Origin of the sequence: Mediterraneibacter sp. 210702-DFI.5.30 (assembly GCF_020560115.1) — a bacterium.
Taxonomy (GTDB): Bacteria; Bacillota; Clostridia; order Lachnospirales; family Lachnospiraceae; genus Mediterraneibacter; species Mediterraneibacter faecis.
In genome coordinates this window covers 45,859-64,631 of record NZ_JAJCME010000001.1, presented here as the reverse complement: position 1 = coordinate 64,631, position 18,773 = coordinate 45,859, and the positions used below count along the sequence as shown (strand labels likewise).

The 18,773-nt window shown below is 40.3% G+C and carries 17 protein-coding genes; 6 read left to right on the top strand and 11 right to left on the bottom strand.

All coding sequences use genetic code 11. The features are described 5' to 3' along the window. Positions 1 to 75: 75 nt before the first annotated feature. Genes LI126_RS00300 through LI126_RS00285 form a run of 4 tightly spaced genes read right to left on the bottom strand, consistent with a single transcriptional unit; the run spans position 76 to position 5,806 of the window. Positions 76 to 852, bottom strand: coding sequence for a Cof-type HAD-IIB family hydrolase (locus LI126_RS00300; RefSeq protein WP_227164607.1), 777 nt, complete (start codon positions 850 to 852; stop codon positions 76 to 78). Next, positions 830 to 3,043, bottom strand: a complete 2,214-nt coding sequence (locus LI126_RS00295; protein WP_117498275.1) for an alpha-galactosidase — start codon at positions 3,041 to 3,043, stop codon at positions 830 to 832. The genes LI126_RS00300 and LI126_RS00295 overlap by 23 nt, the downstream gene beginning before the upstream one ends. Positions 3,044 to 3,045: 2 nt before the next feature. Continuing rightward, on the bottom strand, positions 3,046 to 4,434 hold the full coding sequence (locus LI126_RS00290; RefSeq protein WP_227164606.1) for a sucrose-specific PTS transporter subunit IIBC: 1,389 nt from the start codon (positions 4,432 to 4,434) through the stop codon (positions 3,046 to 3,048). Continuing rightward, on the bottom strand, positions 4,427 to 5,806 hold the full coding sequence (locus tag LI126_RS00285; RefSeq protein ID WP_227164605.1) for a glycoside hydrolase family 32 protein: 1,380 nt from the start codon (positions 5,804 to 5,806) through the stop codon (positions 4,427 to 4,429). The genes LI126_RS00290 and LI126_RS00285 overlap by 8 nt, the downstream gene beginning before the upstream one ends. 127 nt (positions 5,807 to 5,933) lie before the next feature. Between LI126_RS00285 and LI126_RS00280 the strand changes: the two genes are divergently transcribed. Beyond that, the gene (locus LI126_RS00280) at positions 5,934 to 6,764 is read left to right on the top strand and encodes an AraC family transcriptional regulator (RefSeq protein WP_227164604.1); all 831 of its coding nucleotides are present in this window, start codon (positions 5,934 to 5,936) and stop codon (positions 6,762 to 6,764) included. 183 nt (positions 6,765 to 6,947) lie between these two features. Here the strand turns inward: LI126_RS00280 and LI126_RS00275 are convergent, their stop codons facing one another. Both LI126_RS00275 and LI126_RS00270 read right to left on the bottom strand, forming a co-directional pair. Beyond that, positions 6,948 to 7,484 carry a hypothetical protein gene (locus tag LI126_RS00275; RefSeq protein WP_015527498.1) on the bottom strand — a complete coding sequence of 179 codons (537 nt, stop codon included), beginning with the start codon at positions 7,482 to 7,484 and terminating at the stop codon, positions 6,948 to 6,950. 39 nt (positions 7,485 to 7,523) lie between these two features. Next, positions 7,524 to 7,832, bottom strand: a complete 309-nt coding sequence (locus tag LI126_RS00270) for a helix-turn-helix domain-containing protein (RefSeq protein ID WP_020435958.1) — start codon at positions 7,830 to 7,832, stop codon at positions 7,524 to 7,526. Between the two features lie 187 nt (positions 7,833 to 8,019). Here LI126_RS00270 and LI126_RS00265 point away from each other — a divergent pair, with 187 nt between their 5' ends. After that, a complete protein-coding gene (locus LI126_RS00265; RefSeq protein ID WP_227164603.1) occupies positions 8,020 to 8,784 on the top strand; it encodes a 4Fe-4S binding protein in 765 nt (254 codons plus the stop codon). A 125-nt stretch (positions 8,785 to 8,909) separates the two neighbouring features. Here the strand turns inward: LI126_RS00265 and LI126_RS00260 are convergent, their stop codons facing one another. After that, positions 8,910 to 9,566, bottom strand: coding sequence for a trimeric intracellular cation channel family protein (locus LI126_RS00260; RefSeq protein ID WP_055147200.1), 657 nt, complete (start codon positions 9,564 to 9,566; stop codon positions 8,910 to 8,912). A 413-nt stretch (positions 9,567 to 9,979) separates the two neighbouring features. On the opposite strand from LI126_RS00260, the gene LI126_RS00255 reads away from it, so the two are divergent. Then, the gene (locus tag LI126_RS00255) at positions 9,980 to 10,573 is read left to right on the top strand and encodes a 50S ribosomal protein L25 (protein WP_055147203.1); all 594 of its coding nucleotides are present in this window, start codon (positions 9,980 to 9,982) and stop codon (positions 10,571 to 10,573) included. A gap of 70 nt (positions 10,574 to 10,643) precedes the next feature. On the opposite strand, the gene LI126_RS00250 is transcribed toward LI126_RS00255, so the two are convergent. Then, positions 10,644 to 12,020 (bottom strand): MATE family efflux transporter, encoded by a 1,377-nt coding sequence (locus tag LI126_RS00250; RefSeq protein ID WP_226866080.1) that lies wholly within the window; start codon positions 12,018 to 12,020, stop codon positions 10,644 to 10,646. Positions 12,021 to 12,070: 50 nt separating this feature from the next. Beyond that, positions 12,071 to 13,342, bottom strand: a complete 1,272-nt coding sequence (locus LI126_RS00245; protein ID WP_055147329.1) for an iron-containing alcohol dehydrogenase — start codon at positions 13,340 to 13,342, stop codon at positions 12,071 to 12,073. Between the two features lie 302 nt (positions 13,343 to 13,644). Between LI126_RS00245 and LI126_RS00240 the strand changes: the two genes are divergently transcribed. After that, positions 13,645 to 14,784, top strand: coding sequence for a glucose-1-phosphate adenylyltransferase (locus tag LI126_RS00240; protein WP_227164602.1), 1,140 nt, complete (start codon positions 13,645 to 13,647; stop codon positions 14,782 to 14,784). A 1-nt stretch (position 14,785) separates the two neighbouring features. Further along, on the top strand, positions 14,786 to 15,901 hold the full coding sequence (glgD, locus tag LI126_RS00235) for a glucose-1-phosphate adenylyltransferase subunit GlgD (protein ID WP_020435951.1): 1,116 nt from the start codon (positions 14,786 to 14,788) through the stop codon (positions 15,899 to 15,901). Between the two features lie 171 nt (positions 15,902 to 16,072). On the opposite strand, the gene LI126_RS00230 is transcribed toward glgD, so the two are convergent. Both LI126_RS00230 and coaBC read right to left on the bottom strand, forming a co-directional pair. Then, a complete protein-coding gene (locus LI126_RS00230; RefSeq protein WP_020435950.1) occupies positions 16,073 to 16,840 on the bottom strand; it encodes a type III pantothenate kinase in 768 nt (255 codons plus the stop codon). Positions 16,841 to 16,843: 3 nt separating this feature from the next. Beyond that, positions 16,844 to 18,043: a bifunctional phosphopantothenoylcysteine decarboxylase/phosphopantothenate--cysteine ligase CoaBC gene (gene coaBC / locus LI126_RS00225; protein ID WP_226866082.1), complete on the bottom strand. Its 1,200-nt coding sequence runs from the start codon at positions 18,041 to 18,043 to the stop codon at positions 16,844 to 16,846. A gap of 225 nt (positions 18,044 to 18,268) precedes the next feature. On the opposite strand from coaBC, the gene LI126_RS00220 reads away from it, so the two are divergent. Beyond that, positions 18,269 to 18,700 carry a hypothetical protein gene (locus tag LI126_RS00220; RefSeq protein WP_020435949.1) on the top strand — a complete coding sequence of 144 codons (432 nt, stop codon included), beginning with the start codon at positions 18,269 to 18,271 and terminating at the stop codon, positions 18,698 to 18,700. The last annotated feature ends 73 nt before the right edge of the window (positions 18,701 to 18,773 follow it).

Here is an 18,773-nt window from a genome sequence, read left to right as displayed (position 1 = left end):
ACGGAGAGTTCTGACATTTTCAATCAGAACTCTCCGTCCTTTTTATCATTTTTTCTTCTGATATCAACCAAGCGCTTACAAACTTGGATGTTGCAACAATCTGCATACCTCTTGTGCAACTGCATCATCTTTATTAGGTTCGATGACTTTCTCTGCGATTTTTTTCAAGCTTTCTACTGCATTTCCCATGGCTCTGGAATGCGGGAACTTTTCAAACATTAGAATGTCATTCTTCCCATCCCCAAATACCAATACCTCTTCTTTACTATATCCATAATACTCAGCGACCTGTTCAAGCATAGTTCCCTTATTCACCTGCCGGTCTGTAATCTCTATGTTCCAGGCTGCAGATGACGTAATTGTGATATCGTGTCTCTTCTTCAAAAACTCTTTTATATTTTTCAACTTATCCTGCTCTTCTGAGAAAATAAATATCTTTTGAATTTTAATCTGCCCATCAAAAATTTCTTTCTCCGAAGGCATTGGACGAGCCGTATCGCAAAACTCACAGTCTGTCGAAAAATCTCCTGCTGAAGTATTAATTTCAAAATCAAGCTTCTTTTCCATGAGCATCTGTATAATTTCCTGCGCACAGGATTCTTCTATTGATTTTTGGAAAATCAAAGTCCCATCACTCTTTCGGAATTCAGCTCCATTTAGCAGAAGATATTCCGGTAAAACTCCCGCTGTTCTCATAAGCTCAGATGCCGTTTTCAGCGAACGGCCTGTTGCCGCAACCCACAGAATTCCTGCCTGCTGTGCATTCCTTATACACTCCGCTGTTTTCTCTGATAACATGCCTTCCTCATTTAGAAGTGTCCCATCCAGATCACTTGCAATTAATCTGATCACCGTAATTCTCCTTTACCTTTGAAAAATGAAATGCAAATGTATGGAAATCTCGTTTTATTAATGGTAGCGATACTCCGATCTCCATCAATTCATCTCCACCGAAAATCTGCCCGGTACTTTCATCTTTATAATCCCATTCCGGATGCAGACCACAGAGATGAATTCTTCCATGAGAATATCTCGGATCAAACAGTTTCTGCATGATAATAACTTCGCATTCTTCTCCCGTTACGGAAACAACCGACCATGCAATATAATTCTCATTCGGAACTTCAAGATAACTAAGCACTCCCTTTTGCAGCCAGCCTCTCTGTTCTTTATATTCCTGAATCTGATCAGCAATTTCTTTTCTTTCTTCTTCGGAACATTTTGTAAGATCAAGTTCATATCCCAGATTAAATAATCTTGCTACCTGATATCTTGCATCCAGAGAAGTACTTCTTCCGGTCTGATGATTCGGAACAATACTTACGTGAGCACCCATTGTTATCTGCGGATATAAAAGGCTATATCCTCTTTGGATTGTCGCACGGTCAAATGCATCTGTATTGTCACTTGTCCAATTCTGCGGCACATAATACAACATTCCCGGATCAAATCGCGCACCACCACTGGAACATCCTTCAATCAGAACATCCGGATATTTTTCTGTAATGCGTTCCAAAATATCATATAATCCAAGCACATACCGATGACTGATCTCTTCTTTTTGCTGTACTCCCAGACATGCAGAATTCACATCTGTCAGCGGTCTGTTCATATCCCACTTTATGTAATTGATTTTTCCATCTTTCAAATAAAAATCTAATGTTTTAAATAAATATTCACGGACATCTTCTCTTGAAAGGTCCAGCAGATATTCATGTCTTCCTTTTACTGATTGATACCCCGGAATGTGAAGCGCCCAGTCCGGATGATGACGTAACAACTTACTATCCTCGCTGACTGCCTCCGGTTCAAACCAAAGTCCAAACTGTAAACCTTTTTTATGAATCGCATCTGCAACTGCTGCAATTCCACCCGGGAGTTTCTGTTCATTGCATATCCAGTCTCCCATTGAAGATCTGCTGTCATTTCCTTTACGGAACCAACCGTCATCCAATACAAATAATTCAATTCCCGCAGCTTTAGCCAGGTCTGCCTGTTCATCAATCTTCTCCTTTGTTACATCATAGTACATAGATTCCCAGGAGTTTAAAAGAACCGGTCGTGTCTTTCCCTCAAATCGTTTAGGAATTAGATGCTGTTGGTACAGCCAATGAAAATTGTGGCGCATTCCATTCAGACCCGTATTGCTATAATTCAATACCGCTTCCGGAGAAGCAAATGTATCTTCTGGCTTCAATTCCCATTTAAAGCTGTCCGGATGAATTCCAATCTGTGCCCGTACATTTCCAAACTGGTCCTTTTCCACCTGTGCGAGGAAATTTCCGCTATAAACAAGATGCGCTGCCCAGACATCTCCGCTGCATTCATTCGTCTCCGATTTTAACGCTGCCAAAAATGGCTGATGCTGAGGACTGCTGCTTCCCCTGACACTCTCCGTTTTCTGCACCCCATAATGAATCGGGAAACGCTGCATATTTGCCTCTTTAGCATGTGTTCCATATAATGTCATAAGTTCATACTCTTCTGCCGGAAGTTCCAGAGACATACTCTGAATATTCTGAAGAAAAACGGTCTGCTTCCCATAATTTTCTACTTTTTGATGTCGTAAAACAATTCCGTGATTTTCAAAAATTGTATAATAAAGAAAAAGTCGGATCCCTGCTCTGTCATCTTCACAGATCACTTCCAGTGTCTCCGACTCATTTTCATTAACACGAATCTGCGGCATACCTTGTAATTTAGGCTTACCGGATACTACACTCCAGCTTTTAAACACCGGTTCGCAAAATGTTATTCCATCTTCTTGTGTGATTGCAAAAGCCGGAATACGAAAATCTCCATGTCCTCCGACCGGATATTCAAACGGAAAATCATCAAAGGATACATTTTCGACAGAGCTGTCATGTTCCGTATTATACCCTCTCTTAAAATACAGGGGATTTCCGGTCCCCCGGTAATTTCGGATCTTTCGTCCGAAATACCGATGAACCAGATACTTTCCATCCACAACTTCCATCACATAACTTATTGTATCATTACTTAATTGCACGATCTGTCCTTTGTTATGAAATAGAATACTCATACTTACTGCTCCATTTTCTTATTAAAACCAAACATCCATGTCAGTCCGAATGCCACACCGAAAGCAACTACATTTACTAGAATATAGAGTGGCAGCTGCTCGTTAAGATACAGCAATGTTCCTGGGATACCTGTAATTGACATTCCTGTTGCTCTCAGATGGAAGATTGATGCCAGAAATCCTCCAACACCACCACCGATCATTGACATTACAAACGGTTTCATAAATTTTAAGTTGACTCCAAATACCGCCGGCTCTGTAATTCCAAGTAATGCAGACAGACATGCCGGATATGCCACCTGCTTTGTCTTATTAGACGCTGCTTTGATTGCAACTGCAAGAACTGCTCCTGCCTGAGCAACATTTCCGCAAGTTCCGATTGGATTCAGATAATTCCATCCATCTTGTGCCAACATACTGATCTCTAAGAAATTCAGAATATGATGAATACCAAAAATACCAAGAAGCTGTCCGAAACATCCATATAAAAATCCGCCTATTCCCATTGGAAGGAAAAGAAGATGTTCTACTGCAAACAGAACTCCTGACTCTACTGTATGTAAGATTGGTCCAAGTACGAACAATGCCAGAACACATCCAACCAACAATGTTAAGAATGGTGTCACAATCAGATCGATTGCATCCGGAACTTTCTTTCGCAGCCATTTTTCAAACTTGGAAGCGACAATTCCTGTCACAAATGCCGGTAATACTGATCCCTGATATCCTGTTACTTTTAAGAATCCAAAGAAAATCAACGGCTGTGCCTCTCCTGATCCAACTGCATAAGCGCTTGGCAAGCTGCTGTTTACAAGCATCAATCCTAATACAATTCCAATTACCGGACTTCCGCCAAAATTGCGGAATGTTGACCAACACACTAAAGCCGGAAGGAATGCAAATGCCGTGTCTGTCAATACCTGTGTAAATGTAAGAAGATTCTGCGGAATGCTATCAGCTGTCAGACCAAATACTGCAAGTACTGCCTCCTGAGTCAGAAGCCCTCTAAGTCCCATAAACAAACCAGTAGCTACAAGCACCGGGATAATTGGCACAAATACATCAGAAAACATTCTGATTGCTCTCTGGAATTTATTTCCATAAACCACCTTTTCTTTTTCCTCCGACTTTTCTTCGTCGCCTGTTCCTGTAACTTTTACAATTTCATCATAGATTCGGTTAACCAGTCCTGTTCCGAGAATGATCTGGTACTGTCCAGAATTAAAAAAGCTTCCTTTTACTTTCTCCAGATTTTCAATCTCTTTTACCTGAATCTTTTCTTTATTAGCTACTACAATACGAAGTCTTGTCGCACAATGTCTTACTGACACAACATTTTCCGTACCGCCAACCAGTTCAAGAATCTTTTTTGCTAATTCTTTATCACTCATTTTTCTCCTCTCCTTCTCCCATTAAATCATACATTTCCACGACTGTTTCTTTCATGAGTCCGTTTATTTTTACTTTTCCATTTTCTTCTTCTGTGAACATTCTCATAGAAAACACTTTGCTTCCCTGATTCACAAAAATTTCCATACTGGAAATATCAGACCAACATTCTATCGTTTCCAACGAATCAATCTTACAGTTTCTCTCATCATAATCTTTTGTAACCCAATTTTTTCTCTTTACAGAAATTATTTTTTCTACTTTTTTGTATTCTAGAATAACTTCTCCGTTCTGAAATTCTATTTTAAAGGAAGTTTCATTCTGAAGATTAGATAGTTTTGCACAGTATACTCTGTTCTTAAGAATTATTTCTCCACTTTGTCTTTCCTGCTCAGAAATCTTATGTATGCACAAACTTTTTTCCAATTCTCTTACCGGAAGCTGACACAGTTCTCCGTTTCGATAAGAAAGCTCTCTTGGTAATGTCATACAATGGATACTGGATTCTCCTTCACCAAACAGCTTCTCTTCTTCCTCTTCCATTCTTGACATCCACGCAAACAGAATTTTTCTTCCATCCGGTGATGTAAATGTCTGCGGCGCATAAAAATCAAATCCCTGATCCATCTTTTTACGCCCTTCATCCAGATTCTGTACATTGCTATCTTCTATTTTTCCTGAAACTATGTCATTAAAACCAAACTCTTTATAAGCCGAAAAACTACAAAGTGAACTATCACTTTCATTATCTCTGTGCTGCGGACAATAAAGCAAAATTCCTTGTCCATCTACCTGAAAATAATCCGGACATTCGACCATTTCATACTCCTTGGATTTTGCAAGCACTAATTCGAATTTCCAATTTTCCGCATCCTTGGAGCTACATAGTGCAACAGAACCTCTTCCATTTTTCATCTGTGCTCCGATCACCATATAATAGTCATCGCCGTCCTGCCATACTTTCGGATCTCTGAAGTGCTCGGTAAACTCAGTAGGTGTTGATAGCACAATGCCTTTTTTCTGAAATGTCTTGCCATCCTCAGTAACTGCAATGCACTGGCTGCTTTTTCTCACACCGCCACTCTTATTATTTCCTGTATAAAATAAGCGAAGCTGACCATCCTTTATCAATGCACTACCTGAGTAAACTCCATTTTGCTCATAAAACTGGTCCGGCAAAAGAGCACTTCCTTCCCAATTCCAATGAAGTAAATCCTTCGATGTAAAATGTCCCCATTCCTTGTAAGAATGATTCTTTTCAAATCGATTCCACTGAAAGAACACATGATACATATCCTTGTAAAAAACTAACCCATTAGGATCATTTAGCAGACCTCTGTCCGGTTCCAGATGATATTTCTGCCGTTTTATCATTTCTAAATGACCTCCCGTCCTTACTTTCTGGCGCCTGACTATATTAAACTATATTTTTCTATTTTGGAACATAGCATTTTCAGAAGAATATATGGAAAAAACTAACTTTTTGTATTATGATAGACTTATGATTGAATATAAAGAAACCAAACATTCTCTGGTATATAAAGCCAATAGTGATCTTTCTCTGTACAGTGCCGGTTATGAAGAATGTACACCTGGCTACAGTTATGGTCCGACTTTGAGATCATATCAGCTAATCCATTTTATACTCAACGGGGAGGGAGAATTTCGTATTAATGAGCATGTGTTTCACCTAAAAGCAGGGGATGCATTTCTCATTCCGGCAGGTAAGATCACTTATTATGAAGCCTCAAAAACAAATCCTTGGTCTTATGCATGGATCAGCTTTATCGGCATCAGCTCAGAAAGCTATCTCTATCAGATTATGACTTCAACAGAAGATATTTATGTAATCCATGGTCTGGATACCCGAAAATATTACGATTCTATTTCCAGGATCATGCAATTAGATGCCTCATTGACCAGTCATTATTTTGAAGGAAATAGTATCCTGCTTCATATTATTTCCATGCTTTTTTCCGATGTTGATTTTCATGAAGCAGACACAAATAAACTGTCAATTATCGATGAAATTAAATTTTACTTTGACATCAATTATGCTGAGAATTTGAAGTTAAAAGATGTAGCTGACTATTTCGGCATCCATCAGAATTACCTTACACGGGCTTTCCATGAAAAGTTTGGAATCTCACCCAAAAAATATCTGCTTCAACTGAAATTCAAAAAAGCTGCAAGGTTACTTGCAACTACACAACTTCCTGTTTCGATTATTTCCAATTCACTTGGATTTGAAGACCAGCTGGCATTTTCACGTACATTTAAAAAGTTTTATAATGTTTCGCCAACAGATTACCGGATCTATTTAAAACCGTAACACTTCTTACGTTTTTTCATCCATTTTCTGTTACTCACCACCTGAAGGAGTGGGAGTCTTCTCGACTGAGATAAACAATCCGCAGAATACAAAGTTGCGAACTATACTGATACTTACAAAAAGGACAGAGATTTCTGACATTTTTCAATCAGAACTCTCTGTCCTTTTTCATCATTTTGATATTTATAAGACCTTATATTTTTCAAATATTTCCAAGTACTCCTGCTCAACATCCTTGAATGCTCTCACCGTATAATCAGGTACCATACACGTCTCTGGCTTGTCTCCTTCTGAGTCTTCACCCAGTAAATATTTCATATCATACCACAATACCGCATCATCAATCTCTTTGATCAGCTTCTCTTCCTGCTCATCAAGTGGTGAACCCAGGAACTTGGTATACAAAACATCAAGCAAATGATTCTCCTGCTCTTTATATACTGTCATAAATTGCTTCAGCGGACGCGGCACGTCTGACATATAACACTCACTTGCATCATGCAAAAGTGCACCCTCGATCACACGATTGCTGTATCCTCTGGCAGCGGCTTCCTTCGCACACAGAATACAATGCTCTCCCACAGACCAGAACGTACTGACCTGGCCGTTCCCCCGGCAGATCATCGGAAGTGCATGGGCGATATCTACAATGTTGATTAGTTCCGGATCCGGGTTTATCGGATCAAAATGATTTCCTGTGTATGTTGTGATGTAACTCATAATAAACTCCTACTCTCTTTAATATAATTCCATAAACTCTCATCTAAATCTATCTCTTCTTTTGCTTTGAGACCTCGTCTCATTTATAACTTCTTGGATATCCCTATACGGCACACTTGTAAAAATATCTCTAAGTTCATCTGCCATATCCAATGCCATCGCAATCTTCGTCAATGAAAGTAATGAAATCATTCCTGTCGTCTCAAACCTTTTAATCGAACCATAACTCACACCACTCATAGATGCTAATTTTTCCTGTGAAATTGAACGTCTCTTTCTAATATTGCGCACTCTTTGCGCAAGCTTTTGATCAAGTTCTTCTGCTGTTTCCCATACTAACTGTTGCATTCATCCACCTCACTCTACGGATAATATTTTATCTATTTCAAACCATTTTATGCGTTTTTAGATAATATTTTATCTATTTGAATCATATCACTTTTATCTTTTAATATCAACCAGGCACTTGCAAAATAACTCTAAAACCTCTAAAATTATTGTATCTGCCAAAACATTTAATTAAGGGAGAAAATTTATGAGTATATACGCAATTTACTTCAGTCCAACCGGGGGAACTGAAAAAATAGTTACATTTATAGCTGAACAATTTGGCGAATATCAGAGCATTGATTTATGCGAAAAGACTTCTGATCTAACAAATGATTTTTCCAAAGAAGATCTCTGTATCATCGGAGTTCCTTCTTTCGGTGGACGTGTTCCTGCCATTGCATTAGAGAGAATCAAAGCCCTGAGCGGAAATAATGCAACTGCAATTCTAATCACCGTTTACGGAAACCGTGCTTATGAAGATACATTGATCGAACTTGAAGATACTCTGATTGAAAAGAACTTCACCTGCCAGACAGCTATTGCGGCTATCGCAGAACATTCCATCATGCATCAGTTTGCAACTGGAAGACCTGATCAGAATGATCTTACAGAACTCGCTTCCTTTGCACAGAAGATAAAAGAGAAAACAAACAACACTGTAAAAACTGATTTTCCACCAGTACATGTTCCGGGTAACAGACCTTACCGCGAATACGGTACGATTCCGCTTATCCCTGGTGCTTCACATACCTGTGGTTCCTGTGGATTGTGCGCAGCGAAATGCCCGTCAGGAGCAATTCCATCTGACAATCCTACGCAGACTGATAAGGACAAATGTATTTCCTGTATGCGCTGTATCAGCGTCTGTCCAACGCATTCCCGCAAGCTGAATCCACTAATGCTGGCTGCTGCTTCCCAGAAGTTAAAAAAAGCTTGTTCCGGACGAAAAGAAAATGAACTGTTTTTATAAATAAGACTATAAAAACACCCGCTATTTTCATCCTTCTCAAGATAAAATAACGGGTGTCTCTAAATTATTACACTATACCACTACTTCTATCAGTGTCTTGTCACCAAATTGAATTTTCCTATTCGTTATTCTTCATCCTCCAGCTTCACGCACGGCAGATTCCATCTGTAATGCGCTGCTCCGATACGAATCACAAGCACAACTACTGTTCCGATCACAAGCGCCGGAATCTGTCCCCAGCTTCTATATGCCAGTACACAACAGATTGCCCCCGCGATCGATGCACAGGCATACACATGCTTTACAAAAATATATGGTGGAACCCCTGCCATCACATCTCGTAGAAGTCCTCCTCCAACACCGGTCAGCACTCCAAGGAAACTTAAGAAAAACATATTATCATGATATCCTGCTGTCCATCCTGTGGATACTCCGACTGCTGTAAAAATCCCAAGTCCGACCGAATCCATCAGGAACATTAGTCCTGCATAGAGTGCCTGGTATTTGCTATGCAACAGTCTCTTATTAATAGAAAGTAAGAGAAATGGCGCTAATGCAGAAATCACTGCCACTTCTACATAAATCGGCTTCACAAATGCGCTCGGTGTCTTCCCCAAAATCACATCACGCATCATTCCGCCTCCTACTGCGGTCACCACACCAAGCACCAACACACCGAAAATATCCATCTTTCGCCGGATACCAACCATTGCCCCCGAAATTGAAAATGCGATCGTTCCGATCAACTCGATGATCAAAACGATCAATGTCTGTAAATCCATATTGTTTCTTCCCCATTTCTATACCGATATTTCGACTAATATCAGTAGTTTCTGTTTGAAATTTTATCATAAAGGATTTGCATTTTCAATAATGTTACACATGTTTTGATTCCTTTTTAATTTCGTCATTTTTCTTCTGAAGCATCCTTCCGAAACATTCATTTCCGCCATTTTCACAACAATTCTCTGAATATTCCCGTTATACAACCTTAATTTTTTCATTTATCACACCTTTTTAAACCTTCAAAACCTTAATTTTTCACCCTACAATTCTCCCTGCTTTTTCCTTCCCCTTGACACCGGGTGCTATAGTGTAACTGTAGCAAAGAAAAAGAACACTTAACAAAACCTACTTATTATTTTGACAAGTTGAAGGCTGCTAAGCGAATTCAGTAATTTGGAGGAAAAGATAAATGAATACTTTAAAAGCTGAAAAAAGAGACATGTCAATCAAAGCAAAAAAATTAAGACGCGAAGGATTTGTAACAGGAAACCTGTTTGGTCGTGAACTGGAAGATTCTATTCCACTGAAATTTGATAAAGGTGAAATAGAAAAACTTCTGAAAGTCGAAAACAAAGGTGGCCAGGTTATGTTGGAAGTTGCCGGTGAGACTTATGACGCTCTGATCAAGGAAGTTGATTACAATCCTTTGAAGGGATATGTAGATGAAATAGATTTTCAGGCACTGGTAAGCACTGAGAAGGTTCACTCTGTAGCAGAGATTCACCTTGTAAACCTCGAGAAACTGTCTTCAGGAGTACCACAGCAGATGCTTCAGGAGATTTCCTTCAAGGCTCTTCCTGCCGCATTGGTAGAGAAAGTCGAAGTTGATGTTGGACCTCTGAAAATCGGGGACACAATTCGTGTTGCTGATCTTCCAATTGCCAAAGACAAAGATGTTGATCTTATGACAGATCTTGATGCAACAGTAGTTACTATCACAGAAGTACACGTAAAAGCTTCTGATCTTACTTCAGATGAAGAGGAAGAAGAAGCCGCAGAATAATTTTAACTTAACAAGCGACAGGCGCAGGGCTTCATAATTGATTCCCTGCGCCTGTTTTTTGCTTTCACTTTTACATCGCTATCTTCCCTTGTTTCTTCCACTTCCGTGTCACATAGATATAATACGGGATCAGTGGAATCAATGCAGAAATCCATGCTGCCGGATCCGCCAGGCAAACTCCCGCAAAACTTGTTTTTCCTGCCACAAGAACTACAATTGCAGATCTCGCCGCAAGTTCAAACACTCCTCCGAGCATCGGCACAAGTCCATATCCAAGTCCTTGCAAGGTATTCCTATATAGGAAGATACTTCCCAGGAATGGATAACACCAGAATACTGTATGGAAATACAGCACTGATACTTCAATAACTTTCGTCTCTGATGGGCTGATAAAAAGGTAGGTCAGATATTTACTAAAGAAAAATACCAGTATCATTGCAATTACGCTGTAAGCCAGAATCATAATCTGTGTACAGCGCACACCTTGTCGTACACGGTCTACTTTTCCAGCTCCCCAGTTCTGTCCCACATAAGTTGCAATCGTTGCACCGAAAGCAACGAATACTGTGCAGATTACATTCTGAATCTTTGCTGCCGCAGAGAAACCTGCCATATAATCTTCCCCGTAAACATTTACAGCACCCTGTACAATAATTGTTCCGATCGCTGTAATAGAAAACTGTAATGCCATCGGAACTCCAAGAGCCATCAATTTTCCGCAAGCTGGAAGAGAAAATCTGAAATTCTCTTTTTTAAGATGCAGAATAGGGAACTTCTTCACGATATATATAAAGCAGAGTACTGCTGAGATTCCCTGTGCGATAACTGTCGCATAGGCACATCCTTCTACACCCATGCCGCCATAAATAATGAACGCCACATCAAGTCCTACATTGATTACTGCTGAAATGATCAAAAAATACAATGGGGATTTCGAATCACCCAGTGCACGTAGAAATGCAGCCAGCGCATTATACGCTGCCGTTACAATCAGACCCGCATAAATAATTCCCATATAGGCCTTTACGTCCGGCATAATGCTATCCTTATAATTCATCAAACGTAAGATTGGCTCATTTGCAATTCCAAGACCGATCGTCATAAGCACAGCCCATCCAGCAGAAAGATAAATAGACATCGCCACATAATGCCGCATCCTCTCATATTCTTTCGCGCCAAACCACTGTGACACCAAAATAGCAAATCCACTACTCAGACCATTCAGCCAGCCTGTCACAAAGAACATCAAGGATCCCGTACTTCCAATTGCAGCCAGTGCTCTTACACCAAGAAACTGTCCTGCTATGATTGAATCAGCAATGTTGTAAAACTGCTGAAATATATTTCCCAAAAACATTGGTATCATAAACTGCATGATCAGGCGGGCCGGACTTCCGGTCGTCATGTCATGAATCGTTGTGTTTTTCATTGTTGCATTGTCACTCATACTGTCATTATTTCCTCCAATTCATTACATCCATCACCGATTTTTGTCGGTTATTCATTCTTTTCTGCACCTTCAAGTCTCGCACCTTCCATCATGGCCAGAACAAACTCTTTCATCTCCTGTGCATCCCAGATCTCCGGAACCGGATAAACCGGATTCGCCTCTTTCTGTGCCCATTTTACAATCTGGTTCACATCTTCTTCCCGGATCATATCCGGATATTTCGGAATTCCAAGTTTCTCTTTTAACTCTTCCATCCACTGGAGAAATGTTTCGGCACGAACTTCGGCTGAGATCATACCGTCCGGTGTATCTACTTCCATCGCACAAATATCACACAAATCCGCAAGCTTATCATACACAGAAGAGCCATAGGCACGCATCACATGCGGAAGCAGAATTGCCATCACAAGCCCGTGAGGCACTCCATAGAGCCCGCTGAGCGCATGGCCAATTGCATGAACATAACCCACACTTCCTCTTGTAAATGCGCGTCCCGCATGAAATGCAGCCTCCTGCATATCCTGTCTCGCTTGCAGATTTGTCCCGTCTTCATATGCTGTCAGAAGACTTTCATGAATCAATCGCACTGCCTTACTACACATCAGACGCTCAAAATCACTGTTATATGTATCATTCGTGTATGCTTCCACTGCATGACACAGCGCATCCATTCCTGTCTGTGCTGTTACCTGTGGTGGCAGTCCTACTGTAAGGCACGGATCAAGTACTGCAAAGCGTGGCATCAATTGCAAATCATTGATTGATGCTTTATGATGTGTCTGAACCTCGGTAATCACCGCTGCAATCGTTGTCTCAGACCCGCTGCCTGAAGTTGTAGGCACGGCGAAGATTACAGGAATCGGACGTAGCACACGGAAAAGTCCCTGTAAGTTCCGAATTGCTTTCTTCGGTCTCGCAACTCTGGCTCCGATCCCTTTTGCACAATCCATCACACTTCCGCCACCAAATGCGATCATGCAGTCACACTTTTCTCCAAGAAATATTCCTACTCCATTTTCAACTTCTTCATCCGTAGGATTTTGAGAAATGCCGTCAAAGATAACATATTTCAACTTCTTCTCTTTCATCTCTTCCAGCAGTTCATTAAGAAGCCCCCTCGCACGGATCTTCGGTCCTGTTACAATTAATACTTTATGAAATCCTCTATCTCGAACCGCCTCTGGCAGCTTCTTCACTGCTCCTGATCCACTGAGCATTTTCGGTGAACGCCACGGAAGTGCAGCCATCAAATGCTTCGCCCCCGCCTGATATACTCTGCAATATTTTTTCATTAAAACTGATTTCACATTTGCTTTCATCTCACACCTGCCATTTTCATGAATACTGTGATTTGTATTTTGCCACACTCCTGCTTTAAAATCAATCAATTCTTTCTATATTAAAGGAATTTTTTTAATGTTCCTTTTCACTTGTATATAATAATGCCTAAAAATCTGTCTGATTTTCCTTATTTTCTTTTTTTGTGAAAAATGACAAATGATTTTCGATAAATTTTTCCATTATTTTTGCTATTTTTTTATTTTTTCTATGCAAAATCCTAGCAATATCGCACAAAAAAGAGTATACTAAAGAAGTAGTATTATGAAAGAGAGGGCTTTTTATGAAACACGATAACATGTTGGCTATGATCTTAGCCGGAGGTCGAGGAACCCGCCTCCATGATTTGACAAAAAAAGTGGCTAAACCAGCCGTTTCATATGGCGGAAAATACCGCATTATTGATTTCCCACTTAGCAACTGCGCAAACAGCGGAATTGACGTTGTAGGTGTTCTGACTCAGTATGAATCCGTACTTCTGAACAGCTATGCAGCAGCAGGAAGAAGATGGGGACTTGATGCGAAGGACAGTGGAGTTTATGTGCTCCCACCACGTGAGAAAGCCGATGCGAACCTTGATGTATACAGAGGAACAGCTGACGCTATTTCCCAGAATATTGACTTTATAGATACATACTCCCCAGACTATCTGCTGATCCTCTCCGGAGACCACATTTATAAGATGAATTACGACAAGATGCTCGAATATCATAAACAGAACAACGCAGATGCAACGATTGCCGTTATCGAAGTTCCTATGAAGGAAGCAAGCCGTTTTGGTATTATGAATACAGATGAGACAGGACATATCGTTGAATTTGAAGAGAAGCCTGAGCATCCAAAGAGTAACCTCGCTTCCATGGGTATTTATATCTTTAACTGGAAACTTCTTCGTAAGATGCTTCTCGCAGATATGAAGAATGCAGATTCCAGCCATGACTTTGGTAAAGATATCATTCCTACTATGCTTAATGACGGAAAGAGTCTGTATGCATACAAGTTCAAAGGATATTGGAAAGATGTTGGAACAATTGATTCACTCTGGGAAGCTAATATGGACCTTCTTGATAAGAACAATAAGCTTGATCTGAATGACCCAAATTGGAAGATCTATACAGAAGATGCAACTGCACTTCCACAGTATATCGGAGCTGATGCAGTTGTAGAAAGAGCCTTCATTACACAGGGATGTGTCGTTGATGGTACAGTTAAGAATTCTGTTCTGTTCACTGGTGCGAAAGTTGCTGCCGGTGCAAAAGTCATTGATAGTGTCCTCATGCCGGGTGCTGAGGTTGCAGAAGGTGCCGTTGTTACACGTGCCCTTGTTGCCGATGGCATTAAGATTGGAAAGAACGCTGTTGTCGGAGACGCAGCCAGCGAGAATATCGAGCTCGTTGCAAAACGAGTAAAGGGGGACGAATAAGATGAGTAAAGCTTTTGGAATTATCAACTTTGCAGGAAACAACATACAGGTAAATGACATGCAGGCATACCGTCCGATCGGTGCCTTCTCCTTCCTCGGAAGATATCGTGTGATCGACTTTCCGATTTCTAACATGAGTAACAGTGGAATTGATGTAATGCAGGTTTATGTTCGCAGAAAACCTCGTTCTCTCGTAGAACACATCGGAACAGGACGTCATTACAATATCAACTCCAAACGTGGTAAACTGATTACTCTCTTCCAGGAGAGCAACATTGACAACGGTATTTACAACACAGATATCGCTGCTTACATGGAAAACCTTGACTGCTTCGATGAGATCAACTCTGAGTATGTTGTGATCGCGCCTAGCTACATGGTTTACACAGCTGATTACAGTGCATTTCTCAAGACACATATTGAATCAGGTGCAGACATCACTCTGATGTATCACTCTGTTGACAATGCGAAGGATCATTTCCCGAACTGTCAGACACTGAACATCAACAAACAGAAAGGTGTTCTCTCCATGGAGCCAAACCTTGGAAATGCTAAGAACAGAAACATCTTCATGGATACTTATGTAATGAAGAAAGATCTGTTCCTTGACCTGGTTCAGAAGGCACACAAACTTTCCTCCATGTACACACTGGCTGATATCGTGAATGAGTCTTGTGAGGAACTTGATGTTCGCGCATATCCACATCGTGGATACTTTGCAACAATCTCAGACTTCAATAGTTACTATGAAGCAAACCTTGAACTGATCGACCTGAAAAAAGCAACAGATCTGTTCCATGATAACTGGCCAATTTATACACGTACAAATGACTCCTGCCCGACACAGTATTTTGAAGGCAGCAAGGTAACATCCTCCGTAATTTCTAACGGATGCCTGATTGAAGGTGCTGTTGAGAATTCTGTTATCGGACGTGGCTGTACAATCAAAGAAGGGGCAGTTGTTAAGAATTGTGTCATCGGTGCAGACGTGGTTATCGGAAAAGGTGTTCATGCTGAGAACCTTGTGATCGACAAACATGCACGCCTGATTCGTGGTAAGCGTATTATCGCATCCCCTGATAAACCGGGATACATCAAACGTGGTGACAGACTGTAAGCTTAAAATCATTTTTACAGAATCTTATAGGAAAATAATTTTTCCATAAATATGTGTCGTTAATACATACACATAAAAAACCGGAAAGTAAAAGATAAATTTAAATTCTTTTACTTTCCGGTTTTTCAGTTTATACTCAAATTTGATTTACATTTTTATTTGTGTCATCTTTTACTTACGGTTCTTTTTGTAAATAATTGCAAGTCCTTTCAGGAGCAGATCATCGTCCAGGATAATCTCTCTTCTACAATGAGAAACAATCTTCTTCGCCAGTCCGCCTGTCGCGATCACAGTTGCCTCTCCGCCAAGCTGTTCCTGCAGACGATCAATAATTCCATCCATTGCGGCAGCGCTACTGTAGATCAGACCGCTCTTCATACACTCTGTAGTATTCTTTCCAATCATATGCTCCGGTGCTTCAATACTGATTCCGCCAAGCTGAGATGCATGAGCTGTCAGAGAATCCAGAGAAACTCCGATTCCAGGATAAATCATGCCTCCGATATAATTCTTATTTTTATCAATCACACAGACTGTATTTGCTGTCCCAAGATCAAAGATTAGAAGTGGAGCCGGATACTCAACAATTGCCGCAACAGAATCGACCACCAGATCACTTCCCAACTGTGCAGGGTTATCGATTCGAATGTTCAATCCTGTCTTAATTCCGGCTCCCACAACAAGAACATTCTTCTTCAGGATCTTCTCTACCGCCAGCTTCACGATGGTTGTAATCTGCGGCACGACAGAAGAAATGATTCCACCTTCGATTTCATCTCTATGAATATGATAAATATCAAGTACATTCTTAATATCGATTGCATACTCTAACTCTGTCTTCGTACGAACAGTTGACAAACGTTCTACAAAAAGAGTTTTATCTCCATCAATACAGCCCAATACAATATTTGTATTTCCAATGTCTATTGTCAGTATCATCTTTTAAACTTCCCCTCTCTGTGCCAGAATCTGATCAAGGATTCGATCTGCTGTTTCCTCTTTTGTCAGCTTGCCGAGCTCTTTTTCAAAATCTTCTGTAATCACTGTGACCACATTCGTATTCCCGCCAAACCCGGCGCCTTCCATTTTCAAACTGTTTGCTATAATCATGTCCAGGTTCTTTTTCTTCAGCTTCTTTCTGGAATTCTCGAGCATATTTTCTGTTTCCATAGAAAATCCACAGAGAAATTGATCTTTTGTTTTATGCGCTCCAAGATACGCAAGAATATCATCTGTGCGTTCCATTTCAAGTGCCAGATCGTCATCCTTTTTCTTCACCTTTTCATCACTGACATAGCGAGGTCTATAATCCGCAACTGCTGCTGCCTTAATAATAATATCCTGTTCTTCGGCCCGTCCTGTCACTTCTTCAAACATTTCTCTCGCCGTTGTGATTGGAACAACATTTACAAAATGTGGCTTCTCAATAGAGGTCGGTCCTGTGACAAGTGTAACATCCGCTCCACGCTGCATACATACCTTTGCAATCGCATACCCCATCTTTCCGGTAGAATGATTCGTAATATAGCGTACAGGATCAACAGGCTCCTGTGTAGGACCTGCTGTAACCAGAACATGCAGTCCTTTCATATCCTTTTCTCTTGCGATTTCCCGCAAAATATATTCAAGCAAAAGCTCCGGTTCCGGCATTTTCCCTGCTCCTGTATCTCCACAGGCAAGATAACCAACCGCCGGGCTGATCACTTCATAATTATAATGCTCCAGTACCTTCAGGTTATCCTGAACGATTGGATTCTCAAACATATTCGTATTCATTGCAGGAGCAACGATCTTCTTACATTTGCACGCCATGATTGTTGTTGTCAGCATGTCATCCGCAATGCCATGAGCAATCTTCCCAATCACATTCGCACTTGCCGGTGCCAACATAACTACGTCCGCTTTCTTCGCTAATGATACATGTTCTACACTATACTGAAAATTCCGGTCAAATGTATCTACAAGACACTTATTTCCTGTCAGTGTCTCAAATGTGATCGGATTAATAAAATTTGTCGCATTTTCTGTCATAAGCACATGCACATCTGCATGCAATTTCTTCAGCGCACTTGCAAGTGACGCAATTTTATATGCTGCAATACTTCCTGTCACTCCAAGAAGCACAGTTTTTCCCTTTAACATGAGTACATTTTTCCTTTCTGTTAAACTCTTTTTTTAGTTTAGCACAACAAATATTCTTAGAAAAGTCCTTTACCGTTATGTTTTTCACAAAATACCGTATAATTTTGTATTTTATCCACATTCTATATAAAGAAACCCACATTCTTTTCTTATAACTGATGCACGTATTCCATCTTTGATATTATTTCATAACAAATAACACACCATAAAAAGGAGGATTTCATCATGGATGAACAAACACGAAAACTATATGAAGAATGCAACACAGGATGTCAGATGGCAATCGAAAGTATGCAGCAAATCAAAGATTTCACCCAAGATACAACCTTATTCCAATTAATTGAAAAATACATTGATCGTCATTCTCGATTAGGCGGTAATGCAAAAGATCATCTGATTGATTCGGGAAATGAAGTTAAAGCTCCGGGAATGATGGCTTCCGCATTTTCCTGGTTCAGCACAGAACTTAAACTGAATCTGAATGATGATAACTCCAAAATTGCAAAACTTCTGATTGATGGATGCAGCATGGGAATTAAAACACTCGGAGAACGTGCCAATACATTGAACAGGGCTGACAAATCTGCCGATGCGCTGGCAAGAAAAATTATCAAAACAGAAGAAGAAATGATACGAGAATTAGAATCATTTTTATAAAATTTGCTTTCTCTTATCTGTAATGTTAGTATAGTGATATTAAGTTATTGACATTACAGATAAGGAGCATTCT